The 15,595-nt window shown below is 73.8% G+C and carries 16 protein-coding genes; 6 read left to right on the top strand and 10 right to left on the bottom strand.

All coding sequences use genetic code 11. The features are described 5' to 3' along the window. Positions 1-41: 41 nt before the first annotated feature. Genes DNK53_RS14045 through DNK53_RS14035 form a run of 3 tightly spaced genes read right to left on the bottom strand, consistent with a single transcriptional unit; the run spans position 42 to position 1,505 of the window. Positions 42-620 carry a maleylpyruvate isomerase family mycothiol-dependent enzyme gene (locus DNK53_RS14045; protein ID WP_110182931.1) on the bottom strand — a complete coding sequence of 193 codons (579 nt, stop codon included), beginning with the start codon at positions 618-620 and terminating at the stop codon, positions 42-44. A 1-nt stretch (position 621) separates the two neighbouring features. Continuing rightward, positions 622-1,146 carry an SRPBCC family protein gene (locus DNK53_RS14040; RefSeq protein WP_110182930.1) on the bottom strand — a complete coding sequence of 175 codons (525 nt, stop codon included), beginning with the start codon at positions 1,144-1,146 and terminating at the stop codon, positions 622-624. Next, entirely contained in the window at positions 1,143-1,505 is a 363-nt protein-coding gene (locus DNK53_RS14035; RefSeq protein WP_110182929.1) for an ArsR/SmtB family transcription factor, read from the bottom strand. Before DNK53_RS14035 ends, DNK53_RS14040 begins: the two co-directional genes overlap by 4 nt. Positions 1,506-1,616: 111 nt before the next feature. Here DNK53_RS14035 and truA point away from each other — a divergent pair, with 111 nt between their 5' ends. Together truA and DNK53_RS14025 are read left to right on the top strand one after the other, a co-directional pair. Then, positions 1,617-2,447, top strand: coding sequence for a tRNA pseudouridine(38-40) synthase TruA (gene truA / locus DNK53_RS14030; protein ID WP_110182928.1), 831 nt, complete (start codon positions 1,617-1,619; stop codon positions 2,445-2,447). Next, positions 2,444-3,091, top strand: coding sequence for a class I SAM-dependent methyltransferase (locus tag DNK53_RS14025; RefSeq protein WP_110182927.1), 648 nt, complete (start codon positions 2,444-2,446; stop codon positions 3,089-3,091). The genes truA and DNK53_RS14025 overlap by 4 nt, the downstream gene beginning before the upstream one ends. 63 nt (positions 3,092-3,154) lie before the next feature. Here DNK53_RS14025 and DNK53_RS14020 read toward each other — a convergent pair whose 3' ends face one another. After that, the gene (locus tag DNK53_RS14020) at positions 3,155-3,880 is read right to left on the bottom strand and encodes a class E sortase (protein ID WP_110182926.1); all 726 of its coding nucleotides are present in this window, start codon (positions 3,878-3,880) and stop codon (positions 3,155-3,157) included. Between the two features lie 67 nt (positions 3,881-3,947). Here DNK53_RS14020 and DNK53_RS14015 point away from each other — a divergent pair, with 67 nt between their 5' ends. Further along, positions 3,948-5,318 carry an FAD-dependent oxidoreductase gene (locus tag DNK53_RS14015; RefSeq protein WP_110182925.1) on the top strand — a complete coding sequence of 457 codons (1,371 nt, stop codon included), beginning with the start codon at positions 3,948-3,950 and terminating at the stop codon, positions 5,316-5,318. Between the two features lie 45 nt (positions 5,319-5,363). Here DNK53_RS14015 and DNK53_RS14010 read toward each other — a convergent pair whose 3' ends face one another. Genes DNK53_RS14010 through DNK53_RS13990 form a run of 5 tightly spaced genes read right to left on the bottom strand, consistent with a single transcriptional unit; the run spans position 5,364 to position 10,327 of the window. Beyond that, positions 5,364-6,719: an ABC transporter substrate-binding protein gene (locus tag DNK53_RS14010; protein ID WP_110182924.1), complete on the bottom strand. Its 1,356-nt coding sequence runs from the start codon at positions 6,717-6,719 to the stop codon at positions 5,364-5,366. Beyond that, the gene (locus DNK53_RS14005; RefSeq protein ID WP_110182923.1) at positions 6,716-7,906 is read right to left on the bottom strand and encodes a branched-chain amino acid ABC transporter permease; all 1,191 of its coding nucleotides are present in this window, start codon (positions 7,904-7,906) and stop codon (positions 6,716-6,718) included. Before DNK53_RS14005 ends, DNK53_RS14010 begins: the two co-directional genes overlap by 4 nt. After that, the gene (locus DNK53_RS14000) at positions 7,906-8,784 is read right to left on the bottom strand and encodes a branched-chain amino acid ABC transporter permease (protein WP_110182922.1); all 879 of its coding nucleotides are present in this window, start codon (positions 8,782-8,784) and stop codon (positions 7,906-7,908) included. The genes DNK53_RS14005 and DNK53_RS14000 overlap by 1 nt, the downstream gene beginning before the upstream one ends. A 29-nt stretch (positions 8,785-8,813) precedes the next feature. Then, positions 8,814-9,524: an ABC transporter ATP-binding protein gene (locus tag DNK53_RS13995; protein ID WP_110182921.1), complete on the bottom strand. Its 711-nt coding sequence runs from the start codon at positions 9,522-9,524 to the stop codon at positions 8,814-8,816. Then, on the bottom strand, positions 9,524-10,327 hold the full coding sequence (locus tag DNK53_RS13990; RefSeq protein ID WP_110182920.1) for an ABC transporter ATP-binding protein: 804 nt from the start codon (positions 10,325-10,327) through the stop codon (positions 9,524-9,526). Before DNK53_RS13990 ends, DNK53_RS13995 begins: the two co-directional genes overlap by 1 nt. A 170-nt stretch (positions 10,328-10,497) precedes the next feature. Between DNK53_RS13990 and DNK53_RS13985 the strand changes: the two genes are divergently transcribed. Next, positions 10,498-11,730, top strand: coding sequence for a PucR family transcriptional regulator (locus tag DNK53_RS13985; protein ID WP_110182919.1), 1,233 nt, complete (start codon positions 10,498-10,500; stop codon positions 11,728-11,730). Positions 11,731-11,858: 128 nt separating this feature from the next. Here the strand turns inward: DNK53_RS13985 and DNK53_RS13980 are convergent, their stop codons facing one another. Next, positions 11,859-13,187 carry an HNH endonuclease signature motif containing protein gene (locus DNK53_RS13980; RefSeq protein WP_162599951.1) on the bottom strand — a complete coding sequence of 443 codons (1,329 nt, stop codon included), beginning with the start codon at positions 13,185-13,187 and terminating at the stop codon, positions 11,859-11,861. 225 nt (positions 13,188-13,412) lie between these two features. Here DNK53_RS13980 and DNK53_RS13975 point away from each other — a divergent pair, with 225 nt between their 5' ends. Both DNK53_RS13975 and DNK53_RS13970 read left to right on the top strand, forming a co-directional pair. Continuing rightward, positions 13,413-13,934, top strand: coding sequence for a VanZ family protein (locus DNK53_RS13975; RefSeq protein ID WP_110182917.1), 522 nt, complete (start codon positions 13,413-13,415; stop codon positions 13,932-13,934). After that, positions 13,931-15,586 (top strand): ABC-F family ATP-binding cassette domain-containing protein, encoded by a 1,656-nt coding sequence (locus tag DNK53_RS13970; protein WP_110182916.1) that lies wholly within the window; start codon positions 13,931-13,933, stop codon positions 15,584-15,586. The genes DNK53_RS13975 and DNK53_RS13970 overlap by 4 nt, the downstream gene beginning before the upstream one ends. Positions 15,587-15,595 lie beyond the last annotated feature (9 nt).

Below are 15,595 nucleotides of genomic sequence, written 5' to 3'. Positions count from 1 at the left end.
GCCGGCGGCCGTCCGTCCACAGCGGGCGGCGGCGTACCGGCTCAGTCGCCCGGTGGGCGCCAGCCGGGATCACGTCCGATGAAGGCGACCAGCCGGTCCTGCGGTCCGGCGTCGTCGGCGACGGGCTGGCGCTCGCCGAACTGGCCGGAGGAGCGGATGACGTCCTCCATCGCCTCCATCCCGGCCAGCGTCGCCGCGCACTCCTCGGCGTCCAGGGTGTCGTCCTGCCCGGTGGCGCGGGCGAGGTCCCAGGAGTGCATGAAGACGTCGGCGGTCCAGAAGCGCGTGAGCGCCGAGGCCAGGTCCTGGGGCGGCACGTGGGGGTGCCGGAAGGGCGAGGCGGCCGCCTCCGGGTCGTCCAGCAGCCCCTGGACGCCGGCGACGTGCGCCTCCCACGCAGCCACCGGGTCCTCGGCCACGGGCGGACCCGCCTGCCAGCCGCGGTCGGTGCCCCCGGCGAGGAAGCCGGGCAGCCAGGTGACGAGGTGGTCGACGACGTCCAGCGCCGTCCACCCCTCGACCGGTGCGGGGGCCGACCAGTCGGTGGTCCCGCGCACCAGTCCGGTGAAGCGGTCGGCCACGACGCGGTGCCTCGCGGCCGGGTCGGTGGGCAGGGCCACCTCAGGCCACTCCCGCCGCGAGGAGGCGCTCGAGCTTGGCGTAGCCGTCGTTCACTCCCACCTCCATGCCGGAGGCGAGCATGCCGTCACGGCCCTCGAAGGAGTCGCAGAGCGAGAAGGCGTGGAGCCGCGTGCGGCCGTCGCCGAGGTCGGTGAGGGTCAGCGTCTCCAGGGCGATCGCCTCGGGCATCCCCTCGTAGCAGAAGGTCTGGACGATCCGGTGCTCGCCCACCTCGGCGAAGGTGCCGCGGAAGGCGTACTCCTCGTCGCCCCCGTCCACTGGGACGTTGACGAACCGGTAGGCGCCGAGCGTGCGGCAGTCCCAGTGGTCGATCCGGGTGGTGAGGGAGTCTGGCCCGACCCACTGCGCGAAGAGCTCGGGGTCGGTGTGCGCGCGCATCACCCGGTCGGGGGTGGCGTCGAAGTCGCGCCAGATGTGGATGGCCGGCACGGTCGGGTCGGCCTCGATGGCGGCCTGGTCGTAGCGCGAGGCGGCGGCCCGGTCGGTGGAGTTGGTCGTGGTCATGATGCTGCTCCTTCCCGGGAGCCCGCGGCCCCCGGCTCGTCTTCCTGCATGCGCGCCAGGACGGCGTCCAGGCGCTGGTAGCGCTCGTCGGCCTGCCGGCGGTAGCGCTCGATCCACTTCGTCATGAGGTCGAACACCTCGGCCTCGAGGTGGACCGGCCGACGCTGCGCCTCCCGGCTGCGGCTGACCAGTCCGGCCTCCTCGAGCACCTTCACGTGCTTCGAGACGGCCTGCACGCTCACGTCGTACGGCTCCGCGAGCTCGCCGACCGTGGCGTCGGCGACCGTGAGGCGGGCGACCATGTCGCGCCGGGTCGGGTCGGCCAGCGCCGCGAAGACGCGGGAGAGCGGGTCGCTCACGGGACCTCCTTCTGCAACTTCCAGGTTGACCACGACCGTAGGAACGCAGCCCGTCATTTGTCAACCATTCGGTTGATTACGGTGGCCCGAGGCGTCTGGGAGGATGGGCCGGTGCGCCTCCGGATCGACCTCGCCTACGACGGCACCGACTTCTCCGGGTGGGCCGCACAACCCGGGCTCCGCACGGTGCAGGGCACCCTCGAGGCGGCCCTGGCGACCGCGCTGCGGGTACCCGACGTCCGGGTCGTCGTGGCCGGTCGCACCGACGCCGGCGTGCACGCCCGCGGCCAGGTGGCCCACGTCGACGTGGAGCCCGAGGTGCTGGTCGCCTCGGCCGGGCGGTCGACGGAGCCGCCCGTCGACGCGCTCGTCCGCCGGCTCAACGGGATCCTCCCCGCCGACCTGCGGGTACGCCGCGTGCGCGAGGCCCCGCCCGGCTTCGACGCCCGCTTCTCCGCGACGTGGCGGCGGTACGCCTACCGGGTGGCCGACCACCCCGACCTCGTCGACCCGCTGCACCGCCACCACGTCCTCGCGTGGTCGCGCCCGCTCGACCTGGACGCGATGAACGAGGCGGCCTCGGGCCTCCTGGGGCTGCGCGACTTCGCGGCGTTCTGCAAGCGCCGCGAGGGCGCCACGACCGTCCGCACCCTGCTCGAGCTCGAGTGGCGACGCGACCCCGCCGGGGTGGCGGTGGCCCGGGTGGTCGCCGACGCCTTCTGCCACAGCATGGTCCGCGCCCTGGTGGGCTGCCTCCTCGCCGTCGGCGAGGGACGTCGGCCCCCCGGCTGGGCCGTCGAGCTGATGACCGCGCGGGAGCGCAACCCCGCGCTGACCGTCGTGCACGCGCACGGCCTCACCCTGGAGGAGGTCGGCTACCCGGCCGACGACCAGCTGGAGGCGCAGGCCACCCGTGCCCGAGCCAGGAGGGACCCCGCATGACCGAGCAGCCCCAGCAGCCCGAGCAGGCCCAGCAGGCCCAGGAGCAGCCGCAGGAGCACTACTTCAGCGCCGACCCCGACGTCCCGTTCACGCGGGAGCGCTTCACCTGCGAGGTGTGGGGCCACGAGCTGGAGCTGGTCAGTGGGGCCGGCGTCTTCAGCCGCGGCCACCTCGACCACGCCACGGCGGTGCTGCTGCGCGAGACCGAGCCGCCGGCGCAGGGCCAGTTCCTCGACCTCGGGTGCGGCTACGGCGCGATCGGCCTGGCGATCGCCAAGGCCGTCCCGCTCGCCCGGGTGATCGGCGTCGACGTCAACGAGCGGGCGATCGCGCTCGCCAACGAGAACGCGGAGGCGCTGGGCGTGGCGGGCACCTTCGTCGCGTGCCGTCCCGACCAGGTGCCGAGCGGCTACGCCTTCGACGAGATCTGGTCCAACCCGCCGATCCGGATCGGGAAGGCGGCCCTGCACGAGCTGCTGCTCACCTGGCTCCCGCGGCTCGCCCCGGGCGGCCGGATGGTCAGCGTCGTCGGCAAGAACCTCGGCGCCGACTCACTCCAGCGCTGGCTGGGGGAGCAGGGGTGGCCGACGACCCGGCTGGCCAGCGCCAAGGGGTTCCGGGTCCTGGAGACGCGCCGCGCCTGAAGCCCCGCCTGAGACCCCCGCCCGAAGACCGCGCCCGACGCCCCGCCGTCCGGGAGGGGCGGCTCAGGCGGGACGGCTCGACACCAGCACGGCGATCTTGTCGATCCGGTGCTCGGGGTTGTCGAACTCGTCGGCCCAGTAGTTGCCGGCCGCGTGGTCCTCGGGCGTCGCGCAGGTCGAGAGGGTGAGCATCGGGCGCGTCGCCACGCGCCCCGGGCGTCCGGGCACCGGGGCCCGCTGCGCGGCCAGGGAGGCGGGGCGTCGGAAGGACGTCCACCGCGTCCGGCGCACCTCGTAGGTGTGGACCGTGCCCCCGCTCCGCACCAGGATCCGGTCGCCCCGGCGCAGCTCGGGGGAGCGCCGCAGCGGTGCGGCCCCGGTCAGCCGGTGGCCCGTGACGAGGAAGTTGCCGACCTCGCCCGGTCCCACGCCACCTCGCGGCCCGCGCGGCGAGGCCATCTCGCCGGCGTCCTGGAGCCGGGTGCCGGGTCCGTCGTCGGGGGAGCCGCGGTAGCGGACGACGGGGAAGTCGCGCAGGCCGATCGCCGGGACCGTCACGAAGCTGCGGCGGGGCTCCGGAGCAGCCTGTGCCTCCGTCGGTGCCTCCGTCGGTGCCGGGTCGGCGGGCTCTGTGGTCGGCTGGGTCGGCTGGGTCGGCTGGGTCGGGGCCTGCGGGGCCTGGCTGGGCGCCCCGGACTGCCGGTCCGCCGCCCTGGGGTCGGGCGGGCGCTCGGCGCCGCACGCGCCGAGCAGCAGCGCCGCCGTGCCGACGGCCAACCAGGTCCGCATCCCTCCACGGTAGGCCCGCCCACCCAAGGGGCAGGGCCGGTTCGGCGGGCGTGCGAGGCTGGCCTGCATGAGCGAGCACGTGGTTGTCGTCGGGGCCGACGCGGCGGGGATGTCCGCCGCCCACCAGATGCTCCGCACCGCGGGGCGGACGGGCCGGGAGCTGGCGGTGACGGTGCTCGAGCAGGGCATCCACACGTCGTACTCGGCCTGCGGCATCCCCTACTGGATGGCCGGCGACGTCGACTCGGCCGACGAGCTCGTCGCCCGCACCGCCGAGCAGCACCGCGACGCCGGCATCGACCTGCGCTTCGGCGCCCGGGTGGCCGGCGTCGACCTGACCGCCCGCGAGGTCGCCCTCGAGGGCGGGGAGCGGGTCGGTTTCGACCAGCTCGTGGTGGCCACCGGCGCGCACCCGATCGTGCCGGGCTGGGCCCTGGGCGCGGACGGCGAGCTGCCGGCCGGCGTGCGCCCCGTCAAGACGCTGGACGACGGGCAGTGGTGGATCGACCGGTTCGCCGAGGCCGGCCCCGGCGCCCACGTGGTAGTGGTCGGTGGCGGCTACATCGGCCTCGAGGTCGCGGAGGCGGCGCTGCGCCGCGGGCACGGCGTCACGCTGGTCACCCGCTCGCGGGTGATGAGCTCGCTGGAGCCCGAGCTGTCGGAGCGGGTGGCGCTCGCGCTCTGCGACGCCGGCGTCGAGGTGGTCCTGGACGCCGACGTGACCGGCCTCGTGGTCGGCCCGGACGGCGCCGTGACCGGCGTCCGCTGGGACGGCGGGGCGCGCGACTGCGACCTGCTCGTGCTGGCGCTGGGGGTGGTGCCGGCCACCGAGTTCCTGGACGGCTGCGAGCTCTCCCGGGGCGAGAAAGGGGCGCTGCGGCCCGACCCGCACGGCCGGGTCGCGGAGGGCGTCTGGGCGGCGGGGGACTGCTGCGCGGTCTACCGGCGGCTGGCCGCCGACTCGGTCTTCCGGCCGCTCGGCACCCACGCCAACAAGATGGGCCGCGCCCTGGGCGACTCGCTCGCCGGCGGGAGCCTGGCCTTCGAGGGGGTGCTGGAGACCGCGATCACCCGGTTCGCCGCTGGGGGGCAGCACGTGGAGGTGGCGCGGACCGGGCTCTCCCGCGAGGACGCGGTGGCGGCCGGCTACGACCCGGTCGCGGTGGTCACCGAGGGGTCCACCGCGAGCGGCTACATGGACGAGGCGGACCCGGTGGCCATCTGGGTGATGGCCGACCGGTCCTCGCGCCGTCTGCTGGGTGTGCAGGTGGTCGGGGGCCGCGGTGCCGGGAAGCGGATCGACACCGCGGCCGCGGTGCTCTGGATGGAGGGGACGGTGGACGACCTGGCCTGGATGGACCTGTCCTACTCGCCGCCCTTCAGCACGACCTGGGAGGTGCTGGGCGTCGCCGCGCGCCGCACGGCAGAACGGATGTGACCGACACGGTCGGCGACGCCCAGCGATCTCCCGCTCAGCGGGTCGTCACTCGGGGATCCCGCTCTCCGGCGGGGCGTCGTCGGCCTGCCCGGAGCTGTCCTCGGTGATCTCGGCGTCGCCGATGTCGGTGACGAGCACCGGGGTGAGCGGCTCGGTGGTGTCGCCCTTGATCTCGGCCAGACGCATGCCGGCGATCCCCATGTGGCTGTCGGCGCTGTAGCGGAACGGCGCCAGCTGCGGACCCTCGAGCCCCTCGCCGTTCTCCTCGAGCCACTCGACCAGGCCCTCGCGGGTGAGGTCCTCGCCGACGCCCTGGAGCGCCTGGACGAACGCGTAGGCGTGGGACATGCCGTAGATCCGGTAGTTGGTCAGCTCGCCCTTGGCGCCGTGCTCGTCCCAGACCTTCTGCCACAGCTGGACCCACGGGTCGTCGGTCTGGTCGGTGCCGGGGATGTACTCCGAGGTCATCACGCCCTCGAGCGCGCTGGCACCGTCCTTGATCGCACCCTCCGAGAACTGCGAGAGCAGCGACCCGACGAGGTTGGGGTCGGAGCCGATGCTCGCGACGAACCACTTCGGCTTGTAGCCGAGCTTCATCGAGACCAGCTGGGCCAGGGCCGTGTAGGACGGGGTGTTGAAGGAGAGCACCAGGTCGGCGCCGGCGCCCTGCAGGCCCGCGATCTGCGGCCCGACGTCGGTGTTGCCGGAGGTGTAGCGCTCCACCGCGACGATTTCCTCGTCGAGGAACTGGCGCACGCCCTTCTCGGCGTCCTCGCCGAGGTCGTCGTCCTGGAGGAAGAGGCCGACCTTGGCGTCGGGCATGTTCTCGGCGACGTACTGGCCGATGATCTTGCCCTCCGACTCGTAGTCGGGCTGCCAGCCGAAGGTCATCGGCCGCGCCTCGACGTCGTCGCCCCACATGAGGGAGCCGGAGGAGACGAAGAGGTCGGGAACGCCCTCGGCGTTGAGCTGGTCCACGACCGCGCTGTGGGTGGGGGTGCCGAGCCCGCCGACCATCGCGAAGATCTCGTCCTGGAGCAGCAGCTCGTCGGTGACCTTGCTCGTGTTGGTGGGGTTGTAGCCGTCGTCCTTGACGATGTACTCGATCTTCCGCCCGTGGATCCCGCCGTTGGCGTTGACGTAGTCGAAGTAGGCCTTCGCGCCGGTCGGGATCTCGCTGTATCCCGGCGCCGCGACGCCCGTGAGCGGGAAGTGGCCGCCGATGGTGACCGAGTCCTCGGTGACCCCGACGTCGGAGGCGCCGCCGCCGTTCCCGTCGCCGTCCCCGTCGTCGTCCCGCCCGCCCGCACCGCAGGCGGTGAGGACCAGGGTGGTCGCGACCAGGCCGGCGAGCCCGGTCAGGCCGGCCGAGCGCGGCGACCTCGTGTTCCTGCGTGTCATGGCTGTGCTCCCTCTCTGGTGGTGGTGGTGCTGTCCCGGGTGGCTGGGTCCGAGTCGGTGGGGCCGGCGCTGCCGTCGGTGGGGGCGCCGGTGGAGGCGCGTCCGTCCGCGGCGCGGGCGGCCAGGGCGCGGCGGGTACGCCGGGTCACGACGGCGCGGTGGGCGGTCCCGAAGAGGCCCGCGGGGGCCAGGAGGATCACCAGCACCATGACGACGCCGTAGACCAGCGGCGCGAGCTCTGCGGCGGCGATGTCGTCGAGGCCGGCCTCGCGCCCCAGGTCGGTGACGACCTGCGGGAGGAAGGTCAGGAGCGCCGCGCCCGTCAGGGCCCCGGTCAGGCTGCCGAGCCCGCCCAGCACCACGGCCGCCAGCAGCGTGAGGCTGAGGTTGAGCGTGAACGAGCTGGGGGCGGCCAGGCGGACAGCGATGGCCAGCACCGCTCCGGCCGCGCCCGCCGCCGCGGCGCTCACCATGAACGCCGACACCCGGGACCGGGCGAGGTCGATCCCGGCGAGCTGCGCGGCGACCTCGTCGTCGCGGACGGCGCGCCAGCGCCGCCCCACCCGGCTGCGGGAGAGGTTGGCGAGCAGGAAGTAGGTGACGACGAGGGTCAGCCAGGCGACGAACGCGATCCAGCCGCGCGGGGTGAGGTCCTGGCCGGTGACGAAGAACGTCGCGTCGTCGGCCCAGGTCGGGGCCTCGGGCACGATGATCCGCAGCCCCTGCTCGCCGCCGAGCGTCTCCTTGAAGTAGAGCGCGATGCCCGGGACGGCGACGGCGAGGGCGAGGGTGGCGCCGGCCAGGTAGGGGCCGTGCAGCCGGGCGGCGGCCACTCCCACGAGGGCGCCGACGACCACGGTCACCGCGACCGCGGCCAGCAGCACGACGACGAGCGGGACGCCGTCACGGTCGGGCAGCAGGAGGGCGGTCGTGTAGGCGCCGAAGGCCATGAGGGCGCCGTGGCCCAGCGAGAGCTGGCCGTTGAGCCCGGTGAGGACGGTCAGCCCACCGGCGGCGATGCCGAGGTAGGCCATCTCGGCGAGCTGGACCCGCCGGAAGTCGTCCACGGCGCTGAGGACCAGCACGACGAGGAGCAGCCCCAGGGCGGCACCGACCAGGTGGCGGAGCAGGGTGACCTCGGAGAGCGCGGTGCGCAGGCGCGCGGTGCGGGCGGCGGCGGCAGCCATCAGACCCTCCTGGCGGTGGTGGAGGAGAAGAGGCCGCCGGGCTTGAGCATCAGCACCAGCATGAGGATCAGCAGCGCGGCGAGCGCGACCAGCTGGGACCCGACGTACCCGCTGACGAAGCTCAGCGAGAGGCCCAGGACCAGGCCGCCCACCACCGCGCCGGCGGGGCTGTCGAGCCCGCCGAGGACGGCGGCGACGAAGCCGTAGACCACGATCGAGTCCATGTAGCCGGGGTGGACCAGGCTGCCCCCGGCGATCAGCAGGCCGGCGAGCGAGCCGACCAGGGAGGCGAGCGCCCAGCCGAGCGTCTTCATCCGGCCGACCTGGACGCCCAGCAGGCGGGCCACCTCGGCGTTGAAGGCGGAGGCGCGCATCTTGAGGCCGAGGTCGGTGAAGCGGAAGAGGAGGACCAGGAGGCCCATCACGACCAGCACCGCGACGAGGGTGAAGACGCCGAAGCCGGTCAGCGCGATGGTGCGGTCGCCGACCTCGAAGCCGCGGATGCCGAACGGGGCGGGGAAGGAGCGGTACTCGTTGCCGAAGACCACGGCCGCCAGCGAGTGCAGCACGATGAAGAGGCCCAGGGTGAGGATGACGGCGTTGATCTCGGCCTTGCCGTCGACGTGGCGCACGACCAGCCGCTCGAGCAGGGCGCCGAGGAGCAGGCCCGAGACGAGCGCGGCGGCGAAGCCCAGCCAGTAGGAGTAGCCGGCGTCGATCACCACCAGCGCGATGAACGTGGTCACCATCGCCATCGGGGCCTGGGCGAAGTTGACCACGCGGGTCGAGCGCCAGATCAGCACCAGGGCGAGGGCGAAGGCCGCGTAGACCGCCCCCAGCGTCAGGCCGCCGAGTGCGGTGTTGAGGAGCTGTTGCACGGGTGGGTTCCTCTCCTTCCGGGTCCGGGTCAGAACCCGAGGTAGGCGTGGCGGAGCTGGTCGTCGGCGGCCAGCGCGGAGGCGTCGGAGTCGGCGACCACGCGGCCGAGGTCGAGGACGACGCCGTGGTCGGCCACCGAGAGGGCGCTGCGGGCGTTCTGCTCGACGAGCAGCACCGAGAGGCCCCGGTCGGCGACGAGGTCGCGGAGCAGGGCGAAGATCTGCGCGACGATCCGCGGGGCCAGCCCGAGCGACGGCTCGTCGAGGAGCAGCAGCTGGGGCCGGGCCATCAGCGCGCGACCGATCACGAGCATCTGGCGCTCGCCGCCCGAGAGCGTCCCGGCCTGCTGCGCCCGTCGGTCGGCCAGCACCGGGAAGAGGTCGTAGGCGACCTGCAGGTCGGCGTCGGTGACCTTGCCGCCCTGGGGGCGGCCGAGGCCGCCGAGGCGGAGGTTCTCCTCGACGCTGAGCTCGGTGATGACGCCGCGCCCCTCGGGGACGTGGGCCATGCCGAGCGCAGGCATCCGCTCCGCGGCGACCGAGCCGATCGGCTCGTCGCCCAGCGTGATGGTGCCGCTGTCGGCGCGGTGCAGCCCGGAGAGCGTGCGCAGCAGGGTGGTCTTGCCGGCGCCGTTGGCGCCGAGCACAGCGGTGATCTCACCGCGCGCCGCGGTGAACGAGACCCCGTGCAGCGCGGTGATGGGGCCGTAGGAGACGGTCAGCCGGTCGACGGTGAGCATCAGACCTCCTCGCCCAGGTAGGCGGCCAGGACGGCGGGGTCGTGGCGGACCTCGTCGGGGGAGCCGTGGGCGATGACGCGACCGAAGTCGAGGACCGTGATCTCGTCGCAGATCCGCATCACGAGGTCCATGTGGTGCTCGACCAGGAGGACTGACATCCGGTCGGTGAGCCCCGCGACCAGGTCGCCGAGCTCCTCCATCTCGTCGGCCGACAGGCCGCTGGCGGGCTCGTCGAGCAGCAGCAGCTCCGGCTCGGCGACCAGCGCCCGGGCCAGGGCGACGCGCTTGCGGACGGGGTAGGGGAGGCTCGCCGGGTAGAGCCCCGCGACGTGGGCGATGCCGAGGGAGTCCAGGGCGGCCATCGCCCGCTCGCGCAGCGCCCGCTCCTCGCGCCACGAGCCCGGCAGCGCGAGCATCGCGCCCAGGAACCCTGTGCGGGCGTGCCGGTCGGCGCCGGTGACGACGTTCTCCAGGACCGTGACCCGGTCGAAGAGCCCGAGCCCCTGGAGGGTGCGGGCGATGCCGTGGCCGGCCAGCTGGTGCGGACGGAGCCGTCCGAGCTCCTCGCCGCGCCGGCGGAGGGTGCCCTCGTCGGGGACGACGAAGCCGCAGGCCACGTTGAAGAGCGTGGTCTTGCCCGCGCCGTTGGGCCCGATCACGCCGTGCACAGTCCGCGGACGGACCGAGAGCGACGCGTCGGAGAGCGCCACGAGCCCGCCGAAGCGGACCGTGACGTGGGACAGCTCGAGGTCCGGCGCCCCCTGCTCGGGGCGGACCGCGGACCGGTCGAGGTCGGTGCTCACTGAGCCTCCTGTGAGTGCTGCCACCGCCGGTTGGGCAGTGTGACCTGCACCACCTTGGTAGGCACGCACATCGAGGTCATTGGGCTAGTTGCCCAAAACTCGTTGGACGAGCGGCCCCAATTCGCCTGAGGGGCTGGTCAGGATTGTGCAGGGAGTGCGACGGTGCTGGCATGCGTGCCACCGCCGTCACCCCGGCCCAAGAGGCGCTCCACGACGCCTGGGCGCTCCTGCTCGATCAGTCCGACGCCATCGCGGACAGCATCACGCTCACCCTCTTCGAGCGGGACCAGGAGCTGTGGGAGCGGATTGGCCCGGAGTTCCGGGCCGACGTGCGCTCCAGCACCCGACAGCACATCCGCCGTGGGCTGCGGATCCTGTCCGCCTCCCACGACCCCGACCACGACCAGCCGGGCCACCAGGAGAACGCCGTCGAGCTCTGGCGCGACACCGGCCGGCGCCGCGCCCGGCAGGGGGTGCCCCTGGAACTGGTGCTCAACGCCTACACGCTGGGGGCGCGCATCCTCTGGGAGGCGCTGGTCAGCCGCGTCTCGGCCGACCCGTCGATCGAGGTCGACGACCAGGTGCTGCTGATGGCGGCCCGGACGGTCTGGACCAACCTCGACGTGCAGAACTCGGTCCTCATCGACGCCTACCGACGGGAGAGCTCGCGGATCCAGCGGCAGGACCTGCAGCGCGAGCAGAGCCTGCTCGACGGGCTGATCGAGGGGCGCGGCGCCGACCCGCTCTTCGCCGACGAGGCCAGGACCGCGCTGGAGATCGAGCCCGACGACGAGGTCGCCTGCGTCGTCGCGATCCACGACGGTGGCGACGCCAGCGACACCCTCGGCCCGGCCGAGGACCGGCTCGACCGGCTCGGGATCACGGCTCGCTGGCACGTGCGCTCGGGGGTCTACTACGGCCTGCTGTCGGGTCGGCTCCCCGGCGAGGCCGGCCTGGTCGAGCTCTTCGAGCCGCACGCCCCCGGACGGATGGGGGTGGCGGTGAGCACCGACGGGATCGCCGGCTTCGCGACCGCGTTCCAGCTGGCTCACCGGGCCGCTGAGACGGTGCCCCGGGACGCGCGCCGGGTCGTCTCGGTCTCCGACCGGCTCCCAGAGGTGCTCCTGGCGGGGAGCCCCCAGGTGGCCCCGCGGCTGCTCGCCGAGACCCTCGGCCCGATCCTGGCCCAGCCGCGGGTGCAGGCCCAGACCCTGCTCGACACGCTCGCGGCCCTGCTCAAGCACGACGGTTCGCCCACCCATGCCGCCGCGGACCTCTACTGCCACCGCAACACCGTCATCTACCGGATGAAGCAGATCGAGCAGCTGACCGGCCGCACCCTCACCGACCCCCGCGACAAGATGCTCCTCGGGCTCGCGCTCATGGCGCGGGGGCGCGCCTGATCGACTCGCGCAGGATCGCGCCGCCCGACAGACCCGCGCCGCCCAGCGCCGCCACGCCGCCCGGCAGAGCAGCGCCGCCCGGCAGAGCCGCGCCGCCCGGCGGTCCCATCTGCGCACGCGCCGTCGGTCTACGTCCTGCGGTGGAACCTGACGTCGCCGTTCGCGTGCTTGTGGGTGGTGTAGCCGGGGTCGTGGGCCTTGTGGTGGTGGAAGGGGCACAGGAGGACCAGCTCGTCGAGGTCGGTGTTGCCGCCGCCGACCCAGGGGTTCTCACCCCCGTGGTGGGCTTCGCACCACTGGGCCGGGACCGAGCAGCCGACGGTCTGGCAGGTCTGGTGGGTGAGCATGTGGGCGTCGCGTTGCCAGATCTTGAAGAACCGGCTCGTGCGGCCCATCGCCAACGGCACCCCGTCGCTGTCGAGGACGACGGGGATGATCTCGGCCTGGCAGGCCATCCGCCGCACGGTGTGGGCGGTGACCTCGGTGAGGTCCTCGCCGTTGGTGAGGATCCACCCCGTGCCGAGCTGGTCGCGCAGCTTCTCGTAGTCGATGGTGACCAGGATCTTCGTGGCAGCACCCCCGTGCGCCGGGATCCGGGCGGGGTCGGCGGCCTCGAGGAACGCGCAGAACGCCAACCCCTGCAACCGCTCCTGGGGGAGCCGTTCCCCGGTGGCGGGATCAATGTGATTGAACGACCCGAGCGAGGTGGCGGCACCGGCGGCCTTGCCGTCGTCCTGCTTGGGTGAGGTCCACGCCTCGAGGATGGTCTTGAGTCGGGCCGCGGCGTGGTCGGGGACCCGGCCGTGGATGTCGGTGGACCCGTCGCCGCGCTTGCGAATCGTCAGCCTCGTGGCGGCGTTCGCCCGTCGCTCGGCGCGTTCGAGGAGCTTGCGCTCGTGCTCCTCGCAGGTGTCCGGGGCGACGGTCTGGAGGATCTTGGCCCCGAGGGTCTCCAGCTGGTGGGGGTTGAACTTCGCACACTCCGCCACCAGGTGCGCCTCCGCTCGGGCGAGCACCTCGGCGGGCACTTCCTCCCCGGGCAGCGGGTCGACCACGAGGTTGTCCAGGGCCTTCACGATCACCCGCGCCTGCGGCAGGTTCACCGCCCCCGACACGAGCCCTTCGGCGACCAGGTGCCAGCGGGAGGCGAGCGCTTCGCCGAGCTTCTCCGCGGCGCGGCCGGCGGCGTACCCGGTCCGCGCCCTGGCGTCGAGCCACCCCGCGACGCTCCGGGCTCCGTCGGTCTCGGCGACCCCACCCGGCGCGCCCACGGCACCCATGACTCGCATCCGCAGCGACTCGACCCCGTCGACGGCCCGGGTCAGATTCAGGAGCGCCTCCCGCTGCGCCTGGGCGGACAGGTACATCGGATCCGCAGACGCCGCGAAGTCGAGCGCGGCGTCGATCATCGCCACCGCGCGGGTGATCGGGTGCTCACCACCCGCCTGCTCCCACATCCGAGACCCCCGTCCCCGACGCCGTACCGACGCCCGTGGCAGACCCCCGATGAACCTGCCGACACCCCCACTCAACCAGCGGCCACCGACAAGACGGGCGCCAGGAACGGCCCGAGTCCAGCCTTTGGACGGATGTTCGAAAAAAGTCGAGGAGAGCAGGTTGGATGGGTCGCGGTTCCCCGCCTCGCCTAGCCTTGCGCCCATGACGACCTGCGTGGCCGCCCGGTGATCACCACGATCCTGGTGGAGCACCCCTGGATGTCCCCGGCGGCGCTCGTCGCCCTCGTCCTGCTCGGCCCGCCGGTCGTCCGCTGGCTCGCGACTCGTCCGACGCTGGCTCGCGTGGCCACCGCCGTCTCGCTGCTGCCGGTCGCGGCCCTCACCCTCGTCCCGGTGGACCGCGAGCTCTTCGAGCGCTGCGAGGTCGCCTGGACGCTGCCGACGCCGGGCCGGGTCGAGCTGGCCGCCAACGTCATCCTCCTCGCCGCCCCCGCCGTGCTGGCGGTCGCGGCGACGCGACGTCCGTGGGTCGTGGTGCTGGCGGGCAGCGGGCTCTCGGCGACGATCGAGCTGCTGCAGGCGCTGGTCCCGGCGCTGGGGCGCTCGTGCTCGACCAACGACTGGCTGTCCAACACGATCGGCGCCCTCCTGGGTGCCGCCGTGGGCGCGGTCGGGCTCGCCTGGGCCCGCCGCAGCCAGCGACGCCGCGACGGCGACGACGACCGAGCACCCGAGCCGGTCCGATGAGCGGCACCCTGGTCGCCAAGGGCCTCTCCGGTGGGCACGGCCACCGCGTGCTCTTCGAGGAGCTCGACCTCACGGTCGCCCCGGGCGACGTCGTCGGGGTCGTGGGGGCCAACGGGGCGGGCAAGTCGACGCTCCTCCAGCTCCTCGCCGGCCGACTGACGCCGGTGGCCGGCATAGTCAGCATCGCGCCGTCGGACGCGTTCGTCGGCTGGCTCCCGCAGGAGCACGAGCGGGTGCCGGGCGAGACGATCGCGGCGTACGTCGCCCGGCGTACCGGCGCCGCCGCCGCGACCGCCGCGATGGAGGAGACCGCCGCCCTGCTCGGCAGCGACACGCCCGGCGCGGACGACGCGTACGCCGTCGCGCTCGACCACTGGCTGGCCTGTGGCGCCGCCGACCTCGAGGACCGGCTCCCGGCGACCCTCGCCGAGCTCGGGCTCGACGTCGGGCCCGACGCCCTGATGACCGCGCTGTCGGGCGGGCAGGCGGCCCGGGTCGCGCTGGCCGCGCTGCTGCTGAGCTGGTTCGACGTCGTGCTGCTCGACGAGCCGACCAACGACCTCGACCTCGACGGCCTGGCCCGGCTGGAGGCGTTCGTCCGCGGGCTGCGGGCCGGTGTCGTGCTGGTCTCCCACGACCGTGAGTTCCTGGCCCGCTGCGTCACCCGGGTCGTCGAGCTCGACCTCGCCCAGCACCAGGTGGCGGTCTACGACGGCGGGTACGACGCCTACCTCGAGGAGCGCGCCGTCGCGCGGCGGCACGCGCGCGAGGCCTACGAGGAGTTCGCCGACAAGAAGGCCGACCTCGTCGCCCGCGCGCGGACGCAGCGCGAGTGGAGCAGCCAGGGCGTGCGCAATGCGATGAGGAAGTCGCCCGACAACGACAAGATCCGCCGTCGTGCACAGTCCGAGTCGAGCGAGAAGCAGGCGCAGAAGGTCCGGCAGATGGAGTCGCGGATCGCGCGGCTCGAGGAGGTCGAGGAGCCCCGCAAGGAGTGGGTGCTCCAGTTCGAGATCGCCGCCGCGCCCCGGGGATCGACGGTCGTGGCCACGCTCGACGGCGCGGTGGTGCGTCACACGGGTGACCCGCCCGCGGAGCCCTTCGTGCTCGGTCCGGTCTCGTTGCAGGTCAGCGCCGGCGACCGGGTCGGCATCACCGGTCCCAACGGGGCGGGCAAGACCACGCTGCTGCGGCTGCTGCTGGGGCATCGCGAGCCCGACGAGGGGCGGGCCTCGCTCGGCGCCAGCGTCGCCGTCGGCGAGATCGACCAGGCGCGCTCCGGGCTGGACGAGGCGCTGCCGCTGGGCGACGCCTTCGAGGCGCTCGTGCCCGCGATGACCTCGGCAGAGGTGCGCACGCTGCTGGCGAAGTTCGGGCTCAAGGCCGACCAGGTCGGCAGCCTGGTGGGGCGCCTGTCGCCGGGGGAGCGGACCCGCGCGGCCTTGGCCCTGCTCCAGGCGCGGGGGGTCAACCTGCTCGTGCTCGACGAGCCGACCAACCACCTCGACCTGCCCGCGATCGAGCAGCTCGAGCAGGCGCTGGACTCCTACGACGGCACCCTGCTGCTCGTCTCCCACGACCGGCGGCTGCTGGAGAACGTCCGGCTCGACCAGCGGTGGCACGTCGAGGCGGGTCGCGTCACCGTCGGCTGAGCGACGCGG

Source organism: Nocardioides solisilvae, assembly GCF_003194625.1.
Classification (GTDB): domain Bacteria; phylum Actinomycetota; class Actinomycetes; order Propionibacteriales; family Nocardioidaceae; genus Nocardioides; species Nocardioides solisilvae.
This window is presented reverse-complemented; position numbering and strand designations above follow the sequence as displayed.